Source organism: Agrococcus sp. TSP3-2-1 (assembly GCF_049897585.1).
GTDB lineage: Bacteria > Actinomycetota > Actinomycetes > Actinomycetales > Microbacteriaceae > Agrococcus.
In genome coordinates this window covers 51,190-75,672 of the sequence record NZ_JAFCWN010000008.1, presented here as the reverse complement: position 1 = coordinate 75,672, position 24,483 = coordinate 51,190, and the positions used below count along the sequence as shown (strand labels likewise).

Annotated in this window: 23 protein-coding genes, 2 tRNA genes and 1 pseudogene; 12 read left to right on the top strand and 14 right to left on the bottom strand. The window is 72.4% G+C overall.

Annotated features, from left to right (window positions below):
* Positions 1 to 40 precede the first annotated feature (40 nt).
* The 5 genes from ACP7BI_RS11910 (at position 41) to ACP7BI_RS11890 (ending at position 4,727) form a co-directional block, all read left to right on the top strand.
* Complete coding sequence (locus ACP7BI_RS11910) at positions 41 to 1,204, top strand: PucR family transcriptional regulator (RefSeq protein ID WP_425846550.1); 1,164 nt, start codon at positions 41 to 43, stop codon at positions 1,202 to 1,204.
* 5 nt (positions 1,205 to 1,209) lie between these two features.
* Entirely contained in the window at positions 1,210 to 2,130 is a 921-nt protein-coding gene (locus tag ACP7BI_RS11905; protein ID WP_425846681.1) for an ACP S-malonyltransferase, read from the top strand.
* Positions 2,127 to 3,140 carry a beta-ketoacyl-ACP synthase III gene (locus ACP7BI_RS11900; RefSeq protein ID WP_425846548.1) on the top strand — a complete coding sequence of 338 codons (1,014 nt, stop codon included), beginning with the start codon at positions 2,127 to 2,129 and terminating at the stop codon, positions 3,138 to 3,140. The genes ACP7BI_RS11905 and ACP7BI_RS11900 overlap by 4 nt, the downstream gene beginning before the upstream one ends.
* A gap of 36 nt (positions 3,141 to 3,176) precedes the next feature.
* The gene (locus ACP7BI_RS11895) at positions 3,177 to 3,428 is read left to right on the top strand and encodes an acyl carrier protein (protein ID WP_021011716.1); all 252 of its coding nucleotides are present in this window, start codon (positions 3,177 to 3,179) and stop codon (positions 3,426 to 3,428) included.
* A 63-nt stretch (positions 3,429 to 3,491) separates the two neighbouring features.
* Positions 3,492 to 4,727: a beta-ketoacyl-[acyl-carrier-protein] synthase family protein gene (locus ACP7BI_RS11890; RefSeq protein WP_425846545.1), complete on the top strand. Its 1,236-nt coding sequence runs from the start codon at positions 3,492 to 3,494 to the stop codon at positions 4,725 to 4,727.
* 60 nt (positions 4,728 to 4,787) lie between these two features.
* On the opposite strand, the gene ACP7BI_RS11885 is transcribed toward ACP7BI_RS11890, so the two are convergent.
* Entirely contained in the window at positions 4,788 to 5,315 is a 528-nt protein-coding gene (locus ACP7BI_RS11885; protein WP_425846542.1) for a DUF3145 family protein, read from the bottom strand.
* Positions 5,316 to 5,418: 103 nt separating this feature from the next.
* On the bottom strand, positions 5,419 to 6,255 hold the full coding sequence (locus ACP7BI_RS11880; RefSeq protein WP_425846539.1) for a DUF1684 domain-containing protein: 837 nt from the start codon (positions 6,253 to 6,255) through the stop codon (positions 5,419 to 5,421).
* A 48-nt stretch (positions 6,256 to 6,303) separates the two neighbouring features.
* Between ACP7BI_RS11880 and ACP7BI_RS11875 the strand changes: the two are divergent.
* Positions 6,304 to 6,729: pseudogene (locus ACP7BI_RS11875) on the top strand (LLM class flavin-dependent oxidoreductase); the annotation flags it as partial.
* A gap of 103 nt (positions 6,730 to 6,832) precedes the next feature.
* Positions 6,833 to 7,114 carry a hypothetical protein gene (locus tag ACP7BI_RS11870; protein ID WP_425846536.1) on the top strand — a complete coding sequence of 94 codons (282 nt, stop codon included), beginning with the start codon at positions 6,833 to 6,835 and terminating at the stop codon, positions 7,112 to 7,114.
* A 4-nt stretch (positions 7,115 to 7,118) separates the two neighbouring features.
* Here ACP7BI_RS11870 and ACP7BI_RS11865 read toward each other — a convergent pair whose 3' ends face one another.
* Positions 7,119 to 8,192, bottom strand: coding sequence for an alanine racemase (locus ACP7BI_RS11865; protein ID WP_425846533.1), 1,074 nt, complete (start codon positions 8,190 to 8,192; stop codon positions 7,119 to 7,121).
* Positions 8,193 to 8,255: 63 nt separating this feature from the next.
* Here ACP7BI_RS11865 and ACP7BI_RS11860 point away from each other — a divergent pair, with 63 nt between their 5' ends.
* Positions 8,256 to 9,620 carry an APC family permease gene (locus ACP7BI_RS11860; RefSeq protein ID WP_425846530.1) on the top strand — a complete coding sequence of 455 codons (1,365 nt, stop codon included), beginning with the start codon at positions 8,256 to 8,258 and terminating at the stop codon, positions 9,618 to 9,620.
* On the opposite strand, the gene ACP7BI_RS11855 is transcribed toward ACP7BI_RS11860, so the two are convergent.
* Positions 9,571 to 10,410, bottom strand: a complete 840-nt coding sequence (locus ACP7BI_RS11855; protein WP_425846527.1) for a phosphatase PAP2 family protein — start codon at positions 10,408 to 10,410, stop codon at positions 9,571 to 9,573. The genes ACP7BI_RS11860 and ACP7BI_RS11855 overlap by 50 nt on opposite strands.
* A 133-nt stretch (positions 10,411 to 10,543) precedes the next feature.
* On the opposite strand from ACP7BI_RS11855, the gene ACP7BI_RS11850 reads away from it, so the two are divergent.
* Positions 10,544 to 11,245, top strand: coding sequence for a VOC family protein (locus ACP7BI_RS11850; protein WP_425846524.1), 702 nt, complete (start codon positions 10,544 to 10,546; stop codon positions 11,243 to 11,245).
* 199 nt (positions 11,246 to 11,444) lie between these two features.
* Here ACP7BI_RS11850 and ACP7BI_RS11845 read toward each other — a convergent pair whose 3' ends face one another.
* From ACP7BI_RS11845 to ACP7BI_RS11825, 5 genes are all read right to left on the bottom strand, one after another.
* Positions 11,445 to 12,470: an NADPH:quinone reductase gene (locus tag ACP7BI_RS11845; RefSeq protein ID WP_425846521.1), complete on the bottom strand. Its 1,026-nt coding sequence runs from the start codon at positions 12,468 to 12,470 to the stop codon at positions 11,445 to 11,447.
* 145 nt (positions 12,471 to 12,615) lie between these two features.
* Complete coding sequence (locus tag ACP7BI_RS11840; protein ID WP_425846518.1) at positions 12,616 to 13,071, bottom strand: hypothetical protein; 456 nt, start codon at positions 13,069 to 13,071, stop codon at positions 12,616 to 12,618.
* A gap of 110 nt (positions 13,072 to 13,181) precedes the next feature.
* A tRNA-Ile gene (locus ACP7BI_RS11835) sits at positions 13,182 to 13,255 on the bottom strand.
* 27 nt (positions 13,256 to 13,282) lie between these two features.
* Positions 13,283 to 14,482 carry a glycosyltransferase gene (locus ACP7BI_RS11830; protein WP_425846515.1) on the bottom strand — a complete coding sequence of 400 codons (1,200 nt, stop codon included), beginning with the start codon at positions 14,480 to 14,482 and terminating at the stop codon, positions 13,283 to 13,285.
* The gene (locus ACP7BI_RS11825; protein ID WP_425846512.1) at positions 14,479 to 15,420 is read right to left on the bottom strand and encodes a DMT family transporter; all 942 of its coding nucleotides are present in this window, start codon (positions 15,418 to 15,420) and stop codon (positions 14,479 to 14,481) included. The genes ACP7BI_RS11830 and ACP7BI_RS11825 overlap by 4 nt, the downstream gene beginning before the upstream one ends.
* A gap of 41 nt (positions 15,421 to 15,461) precedes the next feature.
* Between ACP7BI_RS11825 and def the strand changes: the two genes are divergently transcribed.
* On the top strand, positions 15,462 to 16,025 hold the full coding sequence (gene def / locus ACP7BI_RS11820) for a peptide deformylase (RefSeq protein WP_425846509.1): 564 nt from the start codon (positions 15,462 to 15,464) through the stop codon (positions 16,023 to 16,025).
* A 299-nt stretch (positions 16,026 to 16,324) separates the two neighbouring features.
* Here def and ACP7BI_RS11815 read toward each other — a convergent pair.
* Positions 16,325 to 16,397, bottom strand: a tRNA-Asn gene (locus ACP7BI_RS11815).
* Positions 16,398 to 16,492: 95 nt separating this feature from the next.
* Here ACP7BI_RS11815 and ACP7BI_RS11810 point away from each other — a divergent pair.
* Complete coding sequence (locus ACP7BI_RS11810; RefSeq protein WP_425846506.1) at positions 16,493 to 17,665, top strand: RtcB family protein; 1,173 nt, start codon at positions 16,493 to 16,495, stop codon at positions 17,663 to 17,665.
* Positions 17,666 to 17,881: 216 nt separating this feature from the next.
* On the opposite strand, the gene dnaG is transcribed toward ACP7BI_RS11810, so the two are convergent.
* The 4 genes from dnaG to ACP7BI_RS11790 are packed head-to-tail and all read right to left on the bottom strand — an operon-like array spanning position 17,882 to position 23,543.
* Positions 17,882 to 19,747 (bottom strand): DNA primase, encoded by a 1,866-nt coding sequence (gene dnaG / locus ACP7BI_RS11805; protein WP_425846503.1) that lies wholly within the window; start codon positions 19,745 to 19,747, stop codon positions 17,882 to 17,884.
* 7 nt (positions 19,748 to 19,754) lie between these two features.
* On the bottom strand, positions 19,755 to 21,026 hold the full coding sequence (locus tag ACP7BI_RS11800) for a deoxyguanosinetriphosphate triphosphohydrolase (RefSeq protein ID WP_425846500.1): 1,272 nt from the start codon (positions 21,024 to 21,026) through the stop codon (positions 19,755 to 19,757).
* Positions 21,016 to 22,155, bottom strand: a complete 1,140-nt coding sequence (gene dusB, locus ACP7BI_RS11795) for a tRNA dihydrouridine synthase DusB (RefSeq protein ID WP_425846497.1) — start codon at positions 22,153 to 22,155, stop codon at positions 21,016 to 21,018. The genes ACP7BI_RS11800 and dusB overlap by 11 nt, the downstream gene beginning before the upstream one ends.
* An 8-nt stretch (positions 22,156 to 22,163) precedes the next feature.
* Positions 22,164 to 23,543 (bottom strand): glycine--tRNA ligase, encoded by a 1,380-nt coding sequence (locus ACP7BI_RS11790; RefSeq protein WP_425846494.1) that lies wholly within the window; start codon positions 23,541 to 23,543, stop codon positions 22,164 to 22,166.
* A 189-nt stretch (positions 23,544 to 23,732) separates the two neighbouring features.
* Between ACP7BI_RS11790 and ACP7BI_RS11785 the strand changes: the two genes are divergently transcribed.
* Positions 23,733 to 24,365 carry a hypothetical protein gene (locus ACP7BI_RS11785; protein WP_425846491.1) on the top strand — a complete coding sequence of 211 codons (633 nt, stop codon included), beginning with the start codon at positions 23,733 to 23,735 and terminating at the stop codon, positions 24,363 to 24,365.
* Positions 24,366 to 24,483 lie beyond the last annotated feature (118 nt).

Here is a 24,483-nt window from a genome sequence, read left to right as displayed (position 1 = left end):
GTGGCTGCGCCGCACCTCCGGCGACCTCGCGACGCAAGTGATGCGCGCACTGGACGACCGGCTGCCGTGGTACCGGACGATGCCGCCCTCCCGGCGGAGCGCCGTCGGCCTCGTCGCGCAATCGGGCATCACGTCGTTCATCGCGTGGCACGAGGACCCGGAGGCGCAGCCGTGGATCGCGGCTGACGTCTTCGCAGCCGCGCCGCGCGAGCTCCTGCGCAGCGTGAGCCTGCAGCAGACGCTGCAGCTCATCCGCACGGTCGTGTCGGTCTTCGAGGAGCGCATCGGCGACGCCGACCCGGCGATGCGCGAGCCGCTCCTGCGCTACTCGCGCGAGATCGCGTTCGCGGCCGCCGACGTCTACGCGCGCGCGGCGGAGTCGCGCGGGCTGTGGGACGCGCGCCTCGAGGCGCTCGTCGTCGACTCGATCCTCACCGGTGAGCACGACGACGAGCTGCCGAGCCGCTCGGCCGCGCTCGGCTGGCACGGTCGGGGCGAGTGCGCCGTGCTCGTGGGCGTCGCCCCGCGCATGCTCGACGTCGACGTCGTGCGCCGGAAGGCGAGGCATGCCGGATGCGACGTGCTCGTCGGGGTGCAGGGCACCCGGCTCGTGGTCGTCATCGGCCGCGAGGCCGCGAGCGAGGACGAGCGCGAGCCGGAGCCGATCGAGTTCCTCGCGATCGCCGCGCAGCTCGCCGAGGGATTCGGCGAGGGGCACCTCGTGCTCGGCCCCGCGGTGCCCGGCATCACCGACGCGGCGAGGAGCGCGAAGGCTGCGCTCGCGGGCTTCGCCGTCGCCGACGCGTGGCGGCGCACGCCGCGGCCCGTGCGCGCCGACGACCTGCTGCCGGAGCGCGCCCTCGCGGGCGACCCGCTCGCGCGCCAGCAGCTCGTGCGCTCGGTCTACCAGCCGCTGCGCGACCACTCCTCCGACCTGCTCGCGACGCTCGCGTGCTACCTCGACACCGGCCGCTCGCTCGAGGCCACGGCCCGCGAGCTCTTCGTGCACCCGAACACGGTGCGCTACCGCCTCAAGCGCATCAGCGAGATCATCGGCTGGGACGCGACGGGCGCCCGCGAGGCGCTCGCGCTGCACACCGCGATCATCCTCGGCGCGATCCACGACGCCTCCCGCGAGCGCGCCCAGCGGCCGCCGCAGCCGAGCCGCCATGCCTCGCCGGGCAAGGGGACGGTGGGAGGATGAACGACGTGATCGTCATCGTCGCTCCCGGGCAGGGCTCGCAGAAGCCCGGCTTCCTCTCCCCCTGGCTCGAGCTCCCCGGCGCTCGCGCTCGGCTCGCCGCGCTCGGCGAGGCCGCGGGCATCGACCTCATCGAGCACGGCACCGTGAGCGACGCCGACACGATCCGCGACACGCGCGTCGCCCAGCCGCTCATCGTCGCCGCGGGCATCCTCGCGCTCGACGCCCTCGGCGAGCGCGCGAGCCTCGCGAGCGGCGTCGCGGGCCACTCCGTGGGCGAGATCACCGCCGCGGTCGCCGCGGGCGTGCTCGAGGCCGAGGATGCGATGGCGCTCGTCGGCGAGCGCTCGCGCGCGATGGCGGATGCGGCCGCGCAGACCCCCACGGGCATGGCCGCCGTGATCGGCGCCGACGAGACGGAGCTCGAGACCCGGCTCGCGGAGCTCGGCCTGCAGCCGGCGAACTACAACGGCGGCGGCCAGGTCGTGGTCGCCGGCCCCCTCGACGCGCTCGGCGCCCTCGGCGAGGCGCCGCCCGCGCGCGCTCGCGTCATCCCGCTCCAGACCGCCGGCGCCTTCCACACGAGCTTCATGGAGCCGGCCGTCGAGCGCTTCCGCGCGAAGGCCGCATCCACCCCCACCGCCGACCCGACCACGACGCTGTGGACGAACCGCGACGGCAGCGCCGTCGAGCGCGGCGCGGAGTTCCTCGAGCTCATCGTCGGGCAGCTCTCGAGCCCCGTGCGCTGGGACCTGTGCATGGCCGCCTTCCAGGAGGCGGGCGTGACCGGCATCATCGAGCTCGCCCCCGCGGGAGCCCTCGTCGGCCTCGCGAAGCGCGGCCTGCGCGGCGTGCCCGCGGTCGGCGTGAGCTCCCCCGACGACCTGGAGGCAGCCGTCCGGCTGCTGGAGAGCGGAGCCGCAGCATGACGAGCACCACGGGCAAGCCCAACCTGTCGAGCCTTCCCACCCGCGCCGGGGCACGCATCCTCTCGGTCGGCGCCGCGCGCGGCGACCGCGAGGTGCCCAACGACGACCTCGTCGGCCCGATCGACTCCTCCGACGAGTGGATCCGGCAGCGCACCGGCATCATCAGCCGCGTGCGCGCATCCGAGGGCATCGAGGCCGTCGACCTCGCCGAGACGGCCGCGAAGGAGGCGCTCGAGCGCGCCGGCATCGACGGCGGGACGATCGACGCGGTGATCGTCTCGACCATCAGCAACACGGTCCAGACGCCCTCGATGGCGGCGCTGCTCACCGAGCGGATCGGCGCAACCCCCGCGCCCGCGTTCGACATCTCCGCCGCGTGCGCCGGCTACGCCTACGGCGTCGCCCAGGCCGACGCGCTCGTGCGCAGCGGCATGGCCGAGCACGTGCTCGTGGTCGGGGTCGAGAAGCTCTCGGAGATCGTCGACCCGACCGACCGCTCGATCAGCTTCCTGCTCGGCGACGGCGCCGGCGCCGTGGTCATCGGCCCCGCCGATGAGCCCGGCATCAGCCCCTCGGTGTGGGGATCCGACGGCGGCCAGTGGGACACCATCCGCATGACGAACACGCTCGGCTCGATGCGCGAGGGCGCCGCGTGGCCGACGCTCCGCCAGGACGGCCAGAAGGTCTTCCGCTGGGCGGTGTGGGAGATGGCGAAGAAGGCGCGCGAGGCGCTCGACGCGGCGGGCATCGAGCCCGACGACCTCGCCGCGTTCATCCCCCACCAGGCGAACATGCGCATCATCGACGAGTTCGCGAAGCAGCTGAAGCTGCCCGAGTCGGTCGTGATCGCGCGCGACATCGCGACGACCGGCAACACCTCGGCGGCATCGATCCCGCTCGCGATGCACCGCATCCTCGAGGAGCACCCCGAGCTCTCGGGCGGCCTGGCGCTGCAGATCGGCTTCGGCGCCGGTCTCGTGTACGGCGCCCAGGTCGTGGTCCTCCCTTAGACTTCAACCCGTTCGACCGACAGAAGGAGACATCCCGTGGCCTACACCAAGGACGAGGTCCTCGCAGGGCTCGCCGACCTCGTGAACGACGAGACCGGCATCGCTACCGAGAACGTCCAGCTCGAGAAGTCGTTCACCGACGACCTCGACATCGACTCGATCTCGATGATGACCATCGTCGTGAACGCCGAGGAGAAGTTCGACGTCAAGATCCCGGACGACGAGGTCAAGAACCTCAAGACCGTCCAGGACGCGGTCGACTACATCACGAACGCCCAGGCTGCCTGAGGCCTGTTCGACTGCGCGTGCGGCCGGGTCGACCGGCCGCACGCGCGATCTGTGAGGAGAGGCATGACGAAGAAGATCGTCATCACCGGCATCGGCGCCACGTCGCCCATCGGCGGCACCGCTCGCGAGAGCTGGGAGGCGCTGCTCGCCGGCGAGTCCGGCGCGCGCGCGCTCGAGCACGATTGGGTGCAGGAGCTGCAGCTGCCCGTCACGTTCGCCGCCGAGGCGAAGGTGCGCCCCGACTCGGTGCTCGACCGGCCGGTCGCGAAGCGGCTCGACCCGTCGAGCCAGCTCGCGCTCGTCGCCGCGAAGGAGGCGTTCGCCGACGCGGGCTCTCCCGAGATCGACCCGGAGCGCCTCGGCGTCGACTTCTCGACCGGCATCGGCGGCCTCTGGACGCTGCTCGACGCCTGGGACACGCTGCGAGAGCGCGGCCCCCGCCGTGTGCTGCCCATGACGGTGCCGATGCTCATGCCCAACGCGCCGTCCGCCGCGATCTCGATGCACTTCGAGGCCCGCGCCTACGCCCGCACCGTCGCCGCCGCGTGCGCCTCGAGCACCGAGGCGCTCGTCAACGCGTACGAGCACCTGCAGGCGGGCCTCGCCGACGTCGTGCTCGCGGGCGGCAGCGAGTCCGCCATCCACCCGCTCACCCTCGCCGCGTTCTCGTCCATGCAGGCGCTCTCGCGCCGCAACGACGACCCCGCCACCGCATCCCGCCCCTACGACATCACGCGCGACGGCTTCGTCATGGGCGAGGGCGCTGCCGTGCTCGTCGTCGAGACGGAGGAGCACGCGCTCGCGCGCGGCGCGAAGATCTACGCAGAGCTCGCCGGCGGCGGCGTCACGGCCGACTCGTACCACATCACCGCGCCCGAGCCCGAGGGCCTCGGCGCGAGCCGCGCCGTGCACATGGCGCTCGAGGCGGCCGGCGCGACGCCCGACGAGGTCACGCACATCAACGCGCACGCCACGTCGACGCCCGTCGGCGACGTCGCCGAGGTGCGCGCGCTCGAGCGCGTGTTCGGCGAGCGCATCCGCGAGATCCCCGTCTCGGCGACGAAGGCGGCCCACGGCCACCTGCTCGGCGGCACGGGCGCCCTCGAGGCCATCTTCACCGCGCTCGCGGTGCAGGAGCGCCAGGCGCCGCCGACGATCAACGTCACCGAGCAGGACCCCGACGCGCCGCTGCGCATCTCGAGCGCGCCGATGCCGCTCGGCGACGAGCCGCAGCTCGCGGTGTCGAACTCGTTCGGCTTCGGCGGCCACAACGCCGTCATCGCGATCCGCTCGGTCTGAGCTCGCGAAGCACCGAGGCCCCCGCTGTTCGCAGCGGGGGCCTCGGTCGTCTGGAGTGCGTCAGCCGACGCGATGGAGCCAGGCGACGGGGGATGCCTCGGAGGCGTGGCGGTAGCCCTCGAGCTCGCGATCCCACGGGCCTGCCATGGCCTCGTCGAGCTCGGCGAGCAGGGCGCGGGAGTCGGGACCGGCGGCGTCGATGGCGCTGCGGATGCGGTCCTCCGGCACGAGCAGGGAGCCCGCGGCGTCGATGCGGCGCGCGGCGATGCCGAGCTGCGGCGTGTGCATCCAGCGCATGCCGTCACTGCCGGGCGACGGGTCCTCGGTCACTTCGAAGCGCACATCGCGCCAGCCGGCGAGCGCGCTCGCGATCGCGGCGCCGGTGCCGACGGGCCCCGTCCAGTGCACCTCGGTGCGCTCGGCACCCGGCTCGGCCGGCTGCGGCTGCCACACGAAGCGCAGCGCATCGCCGACGGCCTGGCCGATGGCCCACTCGAGGTGGGTGCGCATGACGCGCGGGGACGCGTGGATCCAGACGACCCCCGCGGTGGTCGCGGGACGTCGCCTGAGCATGTTCGCAGCAGTCATCGTCTCTCCCTCGTTCGATGCGACTTCCCCATCGGTCGAACGAGCCCGAGTCGATGCCTCGAGTCTGTCACACGCCGGCTGCGAACTCCAAGCGTGTCATTCGCTACTCGGTCTGCGCGGCCTCCGCGAAGATCGGCCGCTGCTCCCCGGCCTCGATCGGGAACGCGAGGCGGTTGCCCGCCGGCGGGAGCGGGCAGTTGAACTGGTCGCTCATCGCGCACGGGGGCACGATCGCGCGGTTGAAGTCGAGCTCGACCGTGCCGTCGTGCCGCGGCTTGACGAACAGGAAGCGGCCGACGTCGTACGTGGCCTCCCCCGTCGTCGCGTCGGCGAAGACGATCTGCAGGCTGTCGCCGTCGGGCAGCGCGACGAGCTCGACCGATGCGCCCTCGTGCTCGAAGCGGATCGTGCCGGGCGAGACGCCCTTCCGCATGGAGCCGCCCTGCGACTTGCCGTACTCGAAGGCGACGCCGCCGTCGACGGGCTCGAACGTGCCGTGCTTGACCCACGCGGGGTCGTAGTCGAAGGTCGAGATGCCGTCGAAGCCGCGGTCGTCGCCCGCCTCCGCGTCCCACACGCGCAGCGCGAACCGGCCGTGGAAGTCCGGACCGATCACGAACGCCGTGCGACGGTCGTCGAAGCGCACCGAGCTCGGCGTCATCGAGTCGTGGCTGTAGACCATCGCCGCCCCGTGGACGAGCTGGCCGTCGACGATGATCTCGGCCGACGCATCCGCCGTCACCTGCAGCCCGTCACCCGCGGGCGAGGGCGCCCACGTGCCCGGCACGCCCTCGACCTCGGTCGGCTCCGAGACCCACGCGGTGGTGACGAGCGCGACCGCGCCCTGCGGGCCGCGCACGCTCGCGTCGCGCTTGCGGCGGAAGGCGAGGTGCGACTCGGGCACGGTGGTGTCGGGGCTCGTGACGGCGGCGTCGGTCATGGCCCAAGCCTATCGATCGAGGGGTGCACGGCCGCCTAGCGTGGGGTCATGGACGCGATGCCGCAGCTGAGCCTCATCATCCCTCCCGACGCGGCGCCCGAGCGCTTCGTCCCGATCGCCCGCGCCGCAGAGGGCGCGGGCGTCGACGAGGTGTGGATGTGGGAGGACTGCTTCGCCGAGTCGGGCTCGGCCACCGCGGCAGCGGTGCTCGCCGCGACCGAGCGGCTGCGGGTCGGCATCGGCCTCATGCCCGTGCCGCTCCGCGCCGTCGCGCTCACGGCGATGGAGATCGCGACGCTCGAGCGCATGGCGCCCGGCCGCGTGCTGCCGGGCGCCGGCCACGGGGTCCTCGAGTGGATGGGGCAAGCGGGCGTGCGCGCCCAGTCGCCGCTCACGCTGCTGCGCGAGCACGCGGAGGCGCTGCGACAGCTGCTCGCGGGCGACGAGGTGAGCGTGCGGGGCCGCTACGTGCAGCTCGATCGCGTGCAGCTGCGCTGGCCGCCCGCCGCATCGCCGCCCCTCTACCTGGGCCGAGCGGCCGAAGACGCTCGCGCTCGCGGCCGAGCTCGGCGACGGCGTGATCCTCGCCGGCGACGCGACGCCCGACTCCGCCCGCGCGGCGGTCGCGACGATCCGCGCGGTGCGGGCCGAGCACGGGCTCGACGCGCCGTTCGGGGTCGTGCAGTTCACGAGCGTGCGGGCGGATGCGTCGGCCGCCGAGATCGCGGACCGCGCGGCCGCGCTCGCCGATGCGGGCGCGACGAGCGTGCCGATCTTCGCGCTCGACCGCGACGGGCGCATCAACGCCGGTGACGGCATCCTCCGGCTCGCGGAGACGATCGGCTCGCTCGGCGCCTGAGCAGTCAGTCGTTGCGGCCGCGAGCCGCGACGCGCCAGCGGGTCGCGGGGCGCTCGTCGTCGCCGCGGTCGAAGACGTGCAGCTCGTCGACGAGGTTGACCGCCATGCACACGTGGTTCGGCACGACCCGCACGCGCGAGCCGAGCGGCGGGAGGTCGCCGGGCAGCTCGACGACGGCGTGGTGCTCGCTCAGCTGCACGATGCGCGCATCCGGATCGTCGAGCAGGCGACCGTGACCGCTCGCCCACGCGGCGCGATCCGGGCCGAGCACCTTCGAGCCGGCGTCGAGCACCATCCGGCCGCCCGCGTGCGAGACGACTGTCGCGTGCGCGGTGAGCGCGATCGCCGTCGGGTCGATCGTGCCGAGCTCCCACTGCTGCGCGTCACCGAAGACGCTCACGCCCGGCCGCAGCTCGGTGACGGGCGAATCGATCCCGAGCGCCGCCTCGAAGCTCGGCGTCGAGCCGCCCGACACGACCATCGGCTCGAGGCCCGCCGCGCGCATCGCCTCCGCTGCGACGCGGAGCCCCGCAGCCTCCTGCTGCGCGGCCTCCGCCCGGGCCCCGGGCGCGTACGCGTGCCCCGGGAAGGCGAAGACGCCCTCGACGTGGATGCCCGCCCCCGCCGCGGCGACCGCGACCTCGCCCGCGCGCTCGGGCGCGCACCCGGAGCGGTGATGGCCGACGTCGACCTCGACGCGCACCGCGACGCGACCCGCGAGGCCGGCCCGGGCCATGCGCTCGGCGCCTTCGACGGAGTCGACGCCGATCGAGACCGCGGCGCCGGCCGCGGTGAGGTGGCTCAGCCTGGCCGCGCGGTCGCCGTCGATCCACAGCGGGAAGGCGATGAAGAGGTCGTCGAGCCCGGCTGCGGCGAACGCCTCCGCCTCCCCGACCGTCGCGACGGTGAGCCCGTGCGCCCCGGCCGCCAGCTGCATCCGCCCGATCTCGATCGTCTTGTGGGTCTTCGCGTGCGGCCGCAGGGCGATGCCGCGCGCGGTGGCGGCCTCGGCCGCGCGCGCGATGTTCGCCTGCATCCGCTCGAGGTCGATCGCGAGGAAGGGCGTCGAGGGTGCCATGCCTGGAGGCTATCGGGCGCCGCGCTCGGCGGTCCCGCAGGGGCGCCGACCTAGGCTTCGGCTATGAGCTTGGACGAGCAGACAGCGGCGAAGAACGGCGAGATCAGCACGAAGCTGAAGCGAGGCATCACGGGACCGCTGCTGTTCCTGTTCATCCTCGGGGACGTGCTCGGCGCCGGTGTCTACGCCCTCACCGGCACGATGGCCGCCGAGGTCGGCGGTGCGCTGTGGGTGCCGCTCATCGTCGCGCTGCTCCTCGCGCTGCTGACGGCCGGCTCCTACGCCGAGCTCGTGACGAAGTACCCGCAAGCGGGCGGCGCGGCCGTCTTCGCGCAGCGCGCCTTCAAGAGCCCCATCGTCTCGTTCCTCGTCGGCTTCAGCATGATGGCCGCGGGCGTCGTGAGCGCCGCGGGGCTCGCGCTCGCGTTCGCCGGCGACTACCTCGCCGAGTTCGTGCCGGTGCCCGCCGTCGTGGCCGCGCCGATCTTCCTGCTGCTCGTCGCCGCGCTCAATGCGCGCGGCATCCGCGAGTCGATGGCGGGCAACGTCGTCATGACCGTCATCGAGCTCTCGGGCCTGCTGATCATCATCATCGCCGTCGGGCTCATGATGGGCGGCGGAGGCGGCGACGTCTCGCGCGTCGGCGAGTTCCCCGCGGGCGTCAACCCGGCGATCGCGACGCTCTCGGCCGCGATCATCGCCTACTACTCCTTCGTCGGCTTCGAGACGTCCGCGAACGTCATCGAAGAGGTGCGGAACCCGCGCAGGGTCTACCCCCGCGCGCTCTTCGGCTCGCTCATCGTCGCGGGCGTCGTCTACGTGCTCGTCGGGCTCGCGAGCTCGATCGCGATGCCGGCTGACGAGCTCGCCGACTCGAGCGCGCCCCTGCTCGAGGTCTTCGAGGCGACGGGGCTCGCCGTGCCCGGCTGGGTCTTCAGCGCCATCGCGCTCATCGCGGTCGCGAACGGCGCGCTGCTGACGATGATCATGGCGAGCCGGCTCGCGTACGGCATGGCCGAGCAGGGGCTGCTGCCCTCGGTGCTCGGGCGTGTGCTGCCGAAGCGCCGCACGCCGTGGGTCGCGATCCTCGTGACGACCGCGATCGCGATCGGCCTCACGTTCATCGGCGACCTCGGCACCCTCGCCGAGACCGTCGTGCTGCTGCTGCTGTTCATCTTCCTCAGCACGAACGTCGCGGTGCTCGTGCTGCGCCGCGAGAAGGTCGACCGCGACCACTTCCGGGTCTGGACCTTCGTGCCCGTGCTCGGGATCGCCTCGTGCATCCTGCTGCTCACGCAGCAGGACGCGCACGTGTGGCTGCTCGGCGCGATCGCGATCGCGGTCGGCCTCGTCGCCTACGCGGCGACGCGGTTCGGCATCACGAAGCCGCAGCCGGCGCCCGCTGCTGATCGTGCCGGAGACGAGTGAGCAGGTAGAGCCGGTGGGCGGTGATGACGATCGCGAGCCACGCGGCGCCGAGCAGCCAGCCCGCCACGACGTCGGTCACCCAGTGGTGCCCGAGGTAGACGCGGCTCGCCGCGACGAGCAGTGAGGCGACCACCGCGATGGCGATGATCCCCGCCCGGGCCCACACCGAGCGGCGTCGGAGCACGAGCAGGTAAGCGATGATGCCGAGGATCGCGACCGCGTTGAGCGTGTGCCCGCTCGGGAACGAGGCGGAGACCTCGTAGGGCGGCACGGCGTCGGTGAGCGGCGGGCGGTCGCGGCCGATGAGCACCTTGCCCGCGACCGTCATGAGCAGCGAGCCCGCGCCCGCTGCGACGACGAGCACGAGGGGCGTCCACGAGCGGCGGCGAAGGATCAGGATGAGGAGCGACACGATCGCGATGAGGGGCATGCCGATCGTGCCCGCGAGATCCGTGAACCCCGTGATGAACGCATCCGCCCGTGGATCCCGGATGGTGAGGATGGCGTCGAGCAGCGGGCGGTCGATGCCCGCGACGCCGTCCTCGTCGGTGACCGCGTCGTAGACGCCGACGGCGCCGAGGGCGAGCGCGAACGCGACCACCGCGCCGATCGCGAGGGTGAGGATGAGCGTGCCGTAGGGGCCGACGAGCTCGCCGAGCTTCGCGGCGAGCTCCGAGATCCAGCGCGCGAGCGGTGAGCTCGAGCGCGCGAGCTCGACCTCCGGCTCGCCCGCGTCGTGGACCCGCTCGCCCGTGGTGCCGTGCTCGTCCGGCGTGCCCTGCACCCGCATGTCGATCTCCTCGCCGTCGCCCGCTCGTGTGCGCCGACGCTAGCGCGCGCGTCCTGCCGGGGCGCTGTGCACGTGAGGCGATTGCGCCGACCGCCATGCTCTGCAAGCGTTGCGGCTGACCGAGGGAGGTCGCATGGACATGCTGTCTGGCGAGGAGATCGCCGCCGCTGACCTGGCCGACTGGCGCAAGCTCGCGCAAGGGCTGCACGCTCGCTACCGCATCGACGACTTCGGCGCCGGGGCGCGCTTCCTCGTCGAGGTGGGAGGCGCGGGGGATGCGCTCGGTCACCATCCGAGCGTCGCCCTCGGCGACGGGCACGTCGACCTCAAGCTCCTCAGCGACGACGCGATCTACCGCGACGACGCCGGCAGCGAGCACGTCGTGCAATGGGTGACCCAGAAGGATCTCGACCTCGCCCGGCGGATCTCCGAGATCGCGGCCGAGCAGGGACTCACGGCCGACCCGGCTGCGGTCACGGCTATCGAGCTCGGACTCGACACGGCAGACTCCGCCGCTATCGCACCGGTGTGGGCGGCGCTCCTGACGGGCGACCCGGCGGCGCAGGGCCTCGGCTCCCCCAGCGACGAGATCCGCGACCCCACGGGACGGGTGCCGAACCTGTGGTTCGGGGACGCTGCGGAGGGGAACCAGGAGCGCTGCCACATCGAGGTCTACGTACCGCCGGAGGTCGGTCCGCAGCGGATCGCCGCCGCGCTCTCCGCCGGCGGGACGGTCGTCGACGACAGCAAGGCTCCGTGGCTCACCGTGATCGCCGACCGAGAGGGCAACCGGGGCGTCGTCTGCGTCGATCCCTCAGCCGTCAAGCAGGGATAGCGAGGATGAGTGACGCGCCCGAAGAGCGACCACGTCAAGGCTCGGCGAGCTGCTGCACCGCTTGCTCGAGTCATCCCACCAGAAGCAGCTGCCCGTGTCCCGTGGGGCCTCGCCGGCGCCCGAGCACTCGTCGCCCTCGAGGTCCCGATCGCGCTGAACCGCCGACGCGCACGGCGCGGCCGGACCCGCGACGGCTCGCTCAGCGGAGGTCGTCGGCCACGGAGATGAGCACCTTCCCGGTGACGCCGCCCTCGACGGCATCGTGGGCGGCCGCGGCCTCCTCGAGCGGGAACCACGTGAGGGGCAGGCCAGCGGCCTCCCCCACCGGAAGGGCGCCGGCTTCGAGCGCGGCCGTGATGTCCTCCGCGGCGGCGGCGAGCGCGTCCCGTCCGACGGTGTAGAGCAGCAGCCCCTGCCAGCGGGCGTTCTTCGCGAAGCTCGCCGCGATCGGGACGGTGAAGTCATCGCCGTTGTTGTTCGCGTAGTAGGCGATGCTGCCGTGGTTGGCGAGCACCTCGACGTCGAGCGCGGCGTTCTGCGCCGGTGCGACCTCGACGATGTGGTCGACCCCCTCGGGAGCCGCAGCGCGCACCTCGTCGGCGAGCTGCGCATCCGGGTACCGCAGCACGTGGTGCGCGCCCGCCGCGCGAGCGAGCGCTGCCTTGCCGTCGCTGCTCACCGTCGCGATGACGGTCGCCCCTGCCCAGACCGCGAGCTGGATCGCCGCGTGTCCGACGGCTCCTGCCCCTCCCTGCACGAGCACGAAGCGCCCGTCGAGCGCCCCGGGCGCGAGCCGCGCCGGCCCGAGCTCGTGCACGGTGAGCGCGCGGTGGGCGGTCATCGCCGGCACGCCGAGGCTCGCCGCGACGTCGAATCCGATGCCGTCGGGCAGGCGGACGACGCGGTCTGCAGGCACGACCGTGAGCTCCTGCGCGGTCCCCGTCGGTCGTTGGTGGGCGGCGAGGTGGATCCACACGCGATCGCCGACCTGCAGATCCTCGACGTCCGAGCCGACGGCATCGACGACGCCGGCGCCGTCCTGGTTCGGGACGACCTCTGCGAACTCGAGCGGCCGGTTGCCCGCACGGGCCTTCCAGTCCGTGGGATTGACGCCCGACACCGCGACGCGGACCCGCACGTCATCCGGGCCCGGCACACCGGGCTCGCGGTCGTTGAGCTCGAGGACCGACGAAGGGCCGGGCTGGGAGTAGACGATGGCTCGCATGAGGGGTGCAAGGTGCGAGCGGCCGCGAGCATTCCCCTGGCCAGTGCCAGGTCGCCGTGGGAGAGGTCCGCCGCTCAGTGCCCGTGCTTCGGGCAGAGGTACGCGGATGAGGCGCGGCGACAGCGATCGCAGTGCCGACCCAGGATCACATGCCGCACAGCTCTGTCTCCGCGGCCTCGGCGATGACGCGGTACTCGTCCGCGCTCCAGCCGTAGAGCGCAGCCTGCTCGGCGTGCTCGCCGGCGTCGCCCCTTCGTTCCTCGTCGATGTAGAGGCGGTCGCACCACTGGTAGCCGGCGCCGATGACGACGTGGCGGAACGCCTCGATCGGCTCACCCTCGGCGGGCGGCAGCTCCGAGCCGCGCACGCGGAGCTCTTCGGCGACGGAGGCGGCGAAGTCCCGCTCCCACGTGCGGTGCTCCTCCTGGTACATCTCCTCCTCGGCCGGGTCGGACCCGTCGTCGCTCGACGGGTCGTAGGGGCCGTAGCCGCCGACGAAGCCGTAGCTGAACGGGTCGGCGAACGGCGGGATGATGACGCAGCCGGTGAGTCCGACCGCTGTGGCGGCGCTGATGGTGAGCGCGGCGAGCGTGCGTCGCATAGACGAGCCTCTCGAGGGACGATCGGGCGGCCGCGCTGGGGTGCTCGTCGCTCCGAGGCGAGTGTTGCACGAGGAGCCGCCCATCGCGGGCTCTGCCCGAATGCTCCTCGTAGGGCGGACGGGACTTGAACCCGTGACCGAGGGATTATGAGTCCCCTGCTCTGACCAGCTGAGCTACCGCCCCGCGGGCGCGAGGCCCGACCGGTCGAGCCTAGTCGCTGAGGTCGACCCGGGTGTCAGGGTCGCGGATGTCCTCACCCCGGTAGAGGCGCTCGAACGCGGTGATCGTCCGCTCGATGTCGTGCGGCGCGACCATCTCGAGGCTGTGCTGGCGGTACTTGCCGTACTCCTCGTCGCTCAGCCGCATGATGCGCTCGAGCTTCTCGGCGAGGTCGACCGCGTCATCGGGCCGGAACAGCCAGCCGTTCGCGCCGTCGCGCACGAGGTGCGGGAGCGCCATGGCGTCGGCCGCGACGACCGGCAGCCCCGTCGCCATGGCCTCCATCGTGGCGATCGACTGCAGCTCGGCGGTCGACGGCATCGCGAAGACCTCGGCGCTGCGCAAGCGCTCGCGCAGCTCCTCGTCGCTCACGAAGCCGGTGAGGGTCACGCGGTCGACGACGTGCAGGTCGCGCGCGAGCGCCGCGAGCTCGTCGATCTGGTCGCCGCCGCCGACGATGTCGAGGTGCCAGTCGAGATCAGCGGGCAGCTGCGCGACGGCGCGCACGAGGGTCTCGAGCCGCTTCTCGCTCGTCACGCGGCCGACGAACACGATGCGGCCGTGCTGCCGCTCGGGGTTCGGACGGTACTCATCGCCCGGCAGTCCGCACGAGATGGCGTGCACGCCCGTGAGGCCCGTCATCTTCTCGAGGTAGTCGGCGCTGCGGCGCGTCGGCGTCGTGACGACGTCGCAGCGGCCGAGCACCTTCGCCGCGTCGCGCCAGGCGAAGTCGACGGTCTTGCCCTGCAGCGCCTGCGGGATGTTCGAGTGATCCATGAGGTTCTCGAACATGAGATGGTTCGTGCCGATGACCCGGATGCCGCGCTTCTTGGCCTCGATCGAGAACGCCCGGCCGAGCACGATGTGCGACTGGAAGTGCACGACGTCGGGGCGCAGCGCATCCAGCAGCGATGCCGCGTTCGAGAACATGCGCCACGGCTCGGCGAACCGCAGCCACTCGTGCCCCGGGTAGAGCAGCGAGCGCAACCGGTGCACCGTGAACCGCTCGCCCTCGTGCTCCTCGACGTGCGTGCCGTGCCGGCCGCGACCGAGCGAGGAGGCGACCACGTGCACCTCGTGCCCGCGCTTCGTGAGCCGGGCGGCGAGCCGCGTGGTGAACTTGGCGGCGCCGTTCACGTCGGGCGCGAAGGTGTCCGTCGCGATCAGGACGCGAAGCGGTCGGTCGGTCATGGAGTCTCCTCGGGCGCCTCGGCGAGCGGGCGGATCTGGGGATGGTGCCGCGCGAGCTGCAGCACGCCGGTGACGGCGATCGCTCCCGCGGCGGCGAAGACGATGATGGCCCACGGCGGCGTCGCGGCGGCCTCGCCGAGCACCGTCACGCCGATGAGCACGGCCACGAGCGGGTCGACGACCGTGAGCCCGGCGATCACGAGATCGGGCGGGCCGGATGCGTGGGCGAGCTGGACTGCGTAGCTCCCGGCCGCGAGCGCGATCACGACACCGATGCCGCAGACGATCGTGAGCCACTCGAACTGGCCGGAGATGATGCGGTTGATGACGATCTTCGAGAGGGTGACGACGAATCCGTAGAGCACGCCGGCGGTGACGATGTAGAAGATCGCGTTCGCGCGCTTGCGGTAGAACCACCACGCGATGCCGACGCCCGCGAGGCCCACCACGAGCAGGGCGAGCACCGTGAGCAGCTGCCGGTCGCTGATGGGACGCTCGACGGCGAAGATCGCGGCGACGCCGACGAAGATGCCGATGCCGACGAGGCACAGCGCGATCGCGCGCATCGTGCGGTGATCGAGCTTGATCTTCGCGAGTCGCGCATTCAGGATCGCCGTGACGACGAGCGCGACCGCGCCGAGCGGCTGCACGACGATGAGCGGTGCGAGCGCGAGCGCACCGAGCTGCATGACGACCGCGAGGCCGAGCAGCAGCGTGCCGACGACCCACGCGGGGTTCCGCAGCAGCCGCAGCACCGCCGAGCCGCCGAGGTGCGCGCCGCGCTGGTCGCCACCCTCGAACTGGTCGACGCCGCGGTGCTGGAATTGCGTGCCGACCGAGAGGAAGACGGCGCCGACGATCGCCACCGGGATCCCGAGGGCCTGCATCGGCGTGAGCGAGATCTCAGCCGCCAGGTCGTCGAGAGAGGTGAACAGCACCAAGAAAACCTACCGTTCGGCTCGCCGATACCCTGGAGGACATGACCGTACTGCCCATCCGCATCACGGGCGATCCCGTGCTGCACACCGTCGCCGAGCCCGTCACCGACTTCGACGAGGAGCTGCGGACGCTCGTCGCCGACATGTTCGCCACGATGGAGGCCGCGCCCGGCGTCGGCCTCGCGGCTCCGCAGATCGGCATCGGCACGCGGCTGTTCGTCTACGACTGGACCGACTCCGAGGGCGTGCGCACGCGCGGCGTCGCGGCGAACCCCGAGCTGTGGATCTCGCCGCTCCCCATCGGCGTGCCCGAGGAGGACGAGGAGGAGGGCTGCCTCTCCATCCCCGGCGAGCGCTTCGCGCTCAAGCGCGCCGAGCGTGCGATCCTGCGCGCGCAGGACGAGCACGGCGAGCACTACGAGCTCGAGACCTCCGGATGGCTCGCGCGCATCCTGCAGCACGAGTTCGACCACCTCGACGGCATCCTCTACGCCGACCGATTGGATGCGTTCGGCACGAAGGGCGTGCAGAAGGCGATCAAGCGCAACAAGTGGGGCGTCGACGGCCTCAGCTGGATGCCGGGCGAGGACGACCTCGACGCGTGACCGGCGAGCCGTCGGCCCGGCGATCCTCCAGCCGGAGGCGCTACGTTCCGTGCACCAACACGAAGGAGCGTGCACGATGAACTTCCTCTCTCAACTGCGGAACGCGGTCTCGCGTCGCCGCTCGGGCGGCGCTGCGCGCGGCAGGCGCTCGACCGGCATGGGCGGCGCGGCCGGCGCTCGCGGACGCGGCTCACTGCTGAGCTCCGCGCTCGGCTGGATCAGCGGTCGGAACCGGCGCCGCTGAGGGCCGCTGAACGCGCACGAAGAAGGCCCCCACCCCGAAGGGTGAGGGCCTGTCGCTCCCCGAGATGGACTCGAACCATCAACCTGCCGGTTAACAGCCGGCTGCTCTGCCAATTGAGCTATCGAGGATCGCTGCGGGAGCGACGACCATCGTAGCATCCCGCGCGAGCCCGGGTCACATCGGCCGACCCCCGACCGGAAGTGGCCGCACGAAGGAGGGCACCATGACCGCCGAGCGGGTATCACCCAAGCTCTACAGCTGGGCCTCGATCATCGATGACCAGACGCTCGAGCAGGCGAAGCGCACCTCGGAGATGCCGTTCGTCCAGCCGCACCTCGCGCTCATGCCCGACGCGCACCTGGGGAAGGGCGCGACGGTCGGCTCCGTCATCCCCACCCGCGGCGCGATCATGCCCGCCGCCGTCGGCGTCGACATCGGGTGCGGCATGATCGCCGTGCTGACGTCGCACACCGCCGACTCGCTGCCGAGGGACCGGTCGAAGGTGCGGCTGGCGATCGAGCGCGCCGTGCCCCTCTCGGCCGGCCACTACAACAAGCGGCTCACACCGAGCGCCGCGACGCGCGTCGCCGAGCTCGAGGCGATGGCGGAGGATGCAGGTTTCGATCCCGCCGACGACGCCAAGAACTGGCGGATGCAGCTCGGCTCCCTCGGCTCGGGCAACCACTTCATCGAGATCAGCCTCGACGAGCAGGACCGCGTCTGGCTGTTCCTGCACTCCGGCTCCCGCGGGGTCGGCAACAAGATCGCGCAGCGGCACATCGCCGCGGCGCACGCATACGCCAAGGCGCACCGGATCGAGCTGCCCGACCGCGACCTCGCCTACCTCGTCGAGGGCACGAAGGAGTTCGACCGCTACATCGCCGAGCTCGACTGGGCGCAGCACTTCGCGCTCCTCAACCGCGAGGAGATGATGGATCGCGTCGTCGCCGCCTTCGAGTCGTGGACGGGCACCGGAGCGGGCGAGCTCGAGCGCATCAACTGCCACCACAACTACACCGCGCGCGAACAGCACTTCGGCGAGGACGTCTGGCTCTCGCGGAAGGGCGCGATCGACGCCGCCGAAGGGGTCCTCGGGCTCATCCCCGGATCGATGGGGACACGCTCCTACGTCGTCGAGGGGCTCGGCGACCGCACGGCGCTCAACTCGTCGCCGCACGGCGCGGGGCGCGAGTACTCGCGGTCGAGGGCGCGGCGCACCTTCACGCGCGCGCAGCTCGAGGAGGCGATGCGGGGCATCGAGTGGCGGCGCACGGATGCGTTCCTCGACGAGATCCCGCAGGCCTACAAGGACATCGACACCGTCATGGCCGACGCCGCCGATCTCGTGCGCATCCGTCACACCCTCCGGCAGATCGTCAACGTGAAGGGCGACTGACCGACCTCAGGATTCGATGCGGATTGCGGCAATCGCCGCTCCGCTCCGGGCCGCTCGCGAGAGCATGGCAACCCTGAGGACGGGGGCAGGCCGATGAGCGAGCAAGACGCCGGTTGTCCGGACCTCGAGCCCGGCGAGCTCGAGGCGATCCAGGCCGAGGATCGTCGCAAGGAGCGCGCGGTCGCCGCTCCCGACCACGGGCGCTGACGCCCGCCGCTACACCTCCTCGCGCAGCGAGCGCCGCTCGCGCTCGAGCTCGAGCAGCTGCTCCTGCAGCCGCTTCGAGCCTTCCGGGTCGCTCGCCCCGAGCCGCTGCAGGCTGCCGAGCATCTCGGCCTTCCGCCGCAGGATGTCGCGGTCGACGAGCGATGAGACGATGCCCTGCACGTAGGCGCGCACCCCCTCCTTCGACGACTGCGGGATGGGCGCCATCGCGAGCGTGCGCACGAGCGGCACGAGCTCGGCCGGCACCGCCTGCGCGACGTGCTCCGAGAAGTCGGGCGCCTCGATGCGATCGAGCGACGCGAGGATGCCGTCGCGCACCACCGCGAGCGACGGGTTCGCGATGTACGCCGATGCGCCGCGCGCCGCGAGGTCGCGCCCGACGACCGCCGGCTGCTGCAGGAGCGCCGCGATCGCATCGCGCTCGAGCCGCGACGCCGGGTCGCGCTCGAGCTGCTGCAGGGCGACGTCGGGGGGCGGATGCGCGGGGCCGGCCTCGGCGGGCCGGTCGCCCGGCGTCGGCGTCGGCCGGGGCGCCGCTTGCCGCACCGCTCGCCGCACCTCGTCGGGGTTCACGCCGAGCCAGCCCGCGACCGTGCGCACGTAGCCGTCGGCGAGCGCGCGGTCGCGGATCGACAGCAGCACGGGCGCCGCGCGGCGCATCGCCGCGACCCTGCCCTCGACCGTCTCGAGGTCGTGCTCGGCGACGATGCGCCGCAGCATGAACTCGAACAGCGGCCGGCGCTGCTGCACGAGCTTGCGCACCGCGTCGTCGCCGCGCTCGAGCCGCAGATCGCACGGGTCGAGCCCTTGCGGCGGCACCGCGACGAACGTCTGGGCGGCGAAGCGCTGCTCCTCGGCGAACGTGCGCGCCGCGGCCTGCTGGCCAGCCTCGTCGGGGTCGAACGTGAAGATGACCCGGCCGAGCGAGCGGGTGTCGGTCGTCGAGACGTCGCCGAGCACGCGCCGCAGCACCTTGATGTGGTCGACGCCGAAGGCGGTGCCGCACGTCGCGACCGCGGTCGTGACCCCCGCGAGGTGGCACGCCATGACATCCGTGTAGCCCTCGACGACGACCGCCTCGTGGCCGCGGGCGATGTCGCGCTTGGCGAGGTCGAGGCCGTAGAGCACCTGGCTCTTGCGGAAGATCGGCGTCTCGGGCGAGTTGAGGTACTTCGGGCCCTTGTCGTCGTCGGAGAGCCGACGGGCGCCGAAGCCGACCGTCGCGCCCGTGACGTCGCGGATGGGCCACACGAGCCGGCCGCGGAAGCGGTCGTAGCTGCCGCGCTGGCCCTCGCTCAGCAGACCCGCGCCGAGCAGCTCGGCCTCGGTGTAGCCCTTGCCGCGCAAGTGGTGCTTGAGCGCGTCGAACGACTGCGGCGCGAAGCCGACCCCGAAGCGCTCGGCGGCGGCGAGGTCGAAGCCGCGCTCGCCGAGGAAGCGCTGCCCGAGCGCCGCGGCGGGCGTGAGCAGCTGCTCGCGGAAGAACGCCTCAGCGTCGCGGCTCGCGGCGAGCAGCCGCACGCGGCCGCTCGTCTCCTCCTGCGGCTTGCCGTCCTCGTAGTGGAGCGTGTAGCCGAGCTGCGCCGCGAAGCGCTCGACCGTCTCCTGGAACGACGTGTGGTCCATCGCCATGACGAACTGGAAGGCGTCGCCGTCCTCCCCGCAGCCGAAGCAGTGGTAGCGGCCGACGGCCGGCCGCACGTGGAACGACGGCGTGCGCTCGTCGTGGAAGGGGCAGAGCCCCTTCATGCTGCCGACGCCCGCCGACTTCAGCGTGACGTGCTCGCCGACGACGTCGACGATCGAGATGCGCGATCGCAGCTCGTCGATGTCGCTGCGCCGGATCCTGCCCGCCATGGCCGCTTCAATCCCCCACGTAGCGCTCGTGCCACGCGAACGCGCCGCGATCGGTGAGGCTCGCGACCTGGTCGACGACCACGCGGGCGCGCGCGGCGTCGTCGGGCGCGGCCGCCCAGTCGTCGGCGTAGGCGCGATCGAGCGCCGACGGCCCGAGCCGCACGAGCGCATCGCACAGCTCCTTCAGGATGCGCCGCTGGCTCGCGTAGATCGGCTGGCGCCGCTCGGCGAGGATGAAGCTCGCCGCCGTGCCCTTGAGCACCGCGATCTCGGCGCGCACCTCGCGCGGCACCTCGATCGTGCCGCCGAAGCGGGCGAGCGGCCCCTCGTGCGCCTCGCGCGTGAGCCGGATCGCCGCGTTCGCGAACCGCCCGATGAGCTTCGACGTGAGGTTCTTCAGCCGCGCGTGGTCGGCGCGCGAGCCGTCGAACGAGCGCAGCCACGTCTCGAGGTCGTCGAGCCGGTCGAAGGCGTCGAGCAGCTCGTCGCGCGTGTACTCCGGCCCGACCCACGTGAGCATCATCGAGACGAGCTCGTCGTGCCCGACCCGGCTCTGCAGCTTCGCGACGTCGACGTAGCCGCCGACCACCGCATCCTCGAAGTCGTGCACGGAGTAGGCGATGTCGTCGGCGAGGTCCATCGCTTGCGCCTCGATGCTCGGGCGTCCCTCGGGGGCGCCCTCGCGCATCCACTCGAACGCCTCGCGGTCGTCGTCGTAGTAGCCGAACTTGATGCGGCCGGATGCGTCGTGGACGTCGGATGCGGCGGGCCACGGATACTTGCAGGCCGCGTCGACGCTCGCGCGCGTGAGGTTGAGCCCGTACGGCTGCTCGCGGATCACCTTGGGCTCGAGGCGCGTGATGACGCGGAGCGTCTGCGCGTTGCCCTCGAAGCCGCCGATGCCGAGCGCCCACTCGTTGAGGCCCTTCTCGCCGTTGTGGCCGAAGGGCGGGTGACCGATGTCGTGCGCGAGGCACGCGGTGTCGACGACGTCGGGGTCGAGGCCGAGCTCGCCCGCGATCTCGCGCCCGATCTGCGCGACCTCGAGCGAGTGGGTCAAGCGCGTGCGCGAGTCGTCGAAGCCCATCGTGGGCGAGAGCACCTGCGTCTTCTGACCCAGGCGGCGGAACGCGCTCGAGTGCGTGAGGCGCGCGCGGTCGCGCGAGAAGTCGGTGCGCGACGAGGAGTGCGTCTCGGGCAGCCGGCGCTCGACGTCGTGGTCGCCGTAGCCGGACGACGCCGTGCCCGACGACACCGTGCCGCGCGCGTCAGCCGCCACGGGTATCGCTCTCGTCCTCGATGAGCGCCTCGCGCTGGGCGGGCGTGAGCTCGGGGCTGTCGAGCCAGCCGTCGGGCAGCGCGGGCGTGCGGGGGCTGCCGGCTCGGCCGCGCTGGCCCTCGATGCCCTCGGCGACGTAGGGGATGTCGCGGTCGAGCCGGCCGAGCAGCTCGTCCATGTGCGCGAGCGACTCGACCGCCGCGAGCTCGCGGCGCGCGTCGCCGCCCACCGGGTAGCCCTTGAAGTACCACGCGACGTGCTTCCGGATGTCGCGGCACGCGCGGTCCTCCTCGCCGAAGAACTCGACGAGCAGCTCCGCGTGGCGGCGGAACGCGTCCGCGACCTGGCCGAGGCCCGGGCGGTAGCGGGTGTCGGAGCCCGCGAACGCCGCGGCGAGGTCGCCGAAGAGCCACGGGCGGCCGAGGCAGCCGCGGCCGACCACGACGCCGTCGACGCCGGTCTCGTCGACCATGCGCAGCGCATCCTCTGCCTGCCAGATGTCGCCGTTGCCGAGCACGGGGATCGACGTGACGGCCTGCTTGAGCTTCGCGATCGCCGTCCAGTCGGCGTTCCCCGAGTAGTGCTGCGCGGCCGTGCGGCCGTGGAGCGCGACCGCGGCGACGCCCGCGTCCTCGGCGATGCGGCCGGCGTCGAGGTAGGTGATGTGCTCGTCGTCGATGCCGATGCGCATCTTGACGGTCACCGGGATGTCGCCCGCTCGCTCGACCGCGCGGCGCACGATCGCGCCGAACAGGTCGCGCTTCCACGGCAGCGCGCTGCCGCCGCCGCGGCGCGTCACCTTCGGCACGGGGCAGCCGAAGTTGAGGTCGATGTGGTCGGCGCGGTCCTCGTCGACGAGGATGCCGACGGCCGTCTCGACCGTCTTCGGGTCGACGCCGTAGAGCTGCACCGAGCGCAGCGACTCGGAGGGGTGGTGGCTGATGAGCCGCATCGTCTCGGGGGTGCGCTCGACGAGCGCGCGCGACGTGATCATCTCGCTCACGTAGAGCCCCGCCCCGTACTCGCGGCACAGCCGCCGGAACGCGGTGTTCGTGATGCCGGCCATGGGCGCGAGCACGACCGGCGAGTCGAGGCCGATCGGCCCGATCGACAGCGCCGGCGTGCTCACGGTTGCCGTCACGCTCCGACGAGCCCCTGCGCGAGGTGCGCCTCGAGGTCGTCGATCGCGACGCGCTGCTGCTGCATCGAGTCGCGCTCGCGCACCGTGACGGCGCCGTCCTCGAGCGAGTCGAAGTCGACGGTGACGCAGAAGGGCGTGCCCACCTCGTCCTGGCGGCGGTAGCGGCGGCCGATCGCGCCGGCGTCGTCGAAGTCGATCGCCCAGTGCTTGCGGAGGCCCGCGGCGATGTCGCGCGCGAGCGGCGAGAGCTTCTCGCCCCGCGACAGCGGCAGCACGGCGACCTTCACGGGCGCGAGGCGTGGGTCGAGGCGCAGCACCGTGCGGGTGTCGGTGCCGCCCTTCGCGTTCGGCACCTCCTCCTCGACGTAGGCGTCGACGAGGAACGCCATGAGGCTGCGGGTCAGGCCGAACGACGGCTCGATGACGTACGGCGTGTAGCGCTCCCCCGACGCCTGGTCGAAGTAGACGAGGTCCTTGCCCGAGGCCTCCGAGTGCGAGGAGAGGTCGAAGTCGGTGCGGTTCGCGATGCCCATGAGCTCGCCCCACTCCGAGCCCTGGAAGCCGAAGCGGTACTCGACGTCGATCGTGCCGGCCGAGTAGTGCGCGCGCTCCTCCTCGGGCACGTCGAAGCGGCGCATGTTCGCCGGGTCGACGCCGAGGTCGACGAACCAGTCCCAGCACGCCTCGACCCAGCGGTCGAACCATGCGGCCGCCTCGTCGGGGTGCGTGAAGAACTCGATCTCCATCTGCTCGAACTCGCGCGTGCGGAAGATGAAGTTGCCGGGCGTGATCTCGTTGCGGAACGCCTTGCCGACCTGGCCGATGCCGAACGGCGGCTTCTTGCGCGAGACCGTGAGCACGTTCGAGAAGTTCACGAAGATGCCCTGCGCCGTCTCGGGGCGCAGGTAGTGCTGGCCGGCCTCGTTGTCGACGGGGCCGAGGAACGTCTTCATGAGACCCGAGAACAGCTGCGGCTCGGTCCACTTGCCGGTCGTGCCGCAATCGGGGCACGTGATGTCGGCCATCGACTCGGGCTTGCGCCCCTTCTTCGCCTCGAACGCCTCCTCGAGGTGGTCCTGCCGGTGCCGCTTGTGGCACTGCAGGCACTCGACGAGCGGGTCGGTGAACGTGGCGACGTGACCGGATGCGTTCCAGACGGCCGAGGGCAGGATGATGGACGAGTCGAGGCCGACCATGTCGTCGCGGCCCTGCACGAAGGTCTTCCACCACTGGCGCTTGATGTTCTCCTTGAGCGCGACGCCGAGGGGCCCGTAGTCCCACGCCGAGCGGGAGCCTCCGTAGATCTCGCCCGCCTGGAACACGAAGCCACGGCGCTTCGCGAGGCTGATGACGGCGTCGAGACGGTTCTGGACCACGGATGCTCCTCGAGGATGCGGCTGCGCGCGCCAGCTGGATCGCGGCGCGACACGTGAAGCTCGATTCTACCGAGCGCGGCGGGCACCGCCGCCCGCGCTCGAAGTGTGCTGTGCAGGGTGTCGCCAAGCGTCGCTGAGATAGGGTCTTCTCTCGGGGCGCGGGCGCCCCGTCGTGTGCGAGGAGGTCGGATGCAGAGCGAGGAAGGTCGCGAGCTCTACGGCGCCTGGGCGGAGCGCTGGCCGTCCGACGCCGCAGAGCTGCTCGACGGCTACTCCGGCTCCTGGTGGATCGGCGGCAGCTGGGCGATCGGCGCCGCGACCGGCATCGAGCGACCGCGCACCGACATCGACATCGTCATCCCGCGCAGCGAGCTGAGCCTGCTGCGCGGCTGGCTCGGCGGCCGCTGGCAGCTGTGGTCGGCCTTCCAGGGCGCGCTCAAGCCGCTGCGGCCCCACGACTCCGACGTGCTGCCGATCGGCACCACGAGCATCTGGCTGCGCCGCAGCGCCTACGGCCAGTGGGAGTACGAGATCCTGCTCGACCCGAGCGACACGGAGTCGTGGCGCTTCCGGCGCGACACCGCCGTCACGATGCCGCTCGACGACGCGCTCTTCGAGAAGGACGGCATCCGCTACGCGAAGCCGCAGATCGTGCTCGCCTACGCCGCTGCGGAGCGAGCCGACGTCTCGTGGCTCGAGGACGCGCTGCCCGCGCTCGACGACGAGGCGCGCGCGTGGGTCATCGAGCGCCTCGCCGACGACCACCCATGGCGGCAGCGGCTCAGCGCATCGCCGGACGCCGTGCCGTCGCCTATCCCCTGACCGCCTCGAGCGACCCTTCCCCGCTCGTCGAGTAGGCCCGCAGGGCCGTATCGAGACGATCTCGATACGCGACCTCCGGTCGCTACTCGATCAACGGGAGAAGGCCTCGGCTGCTACT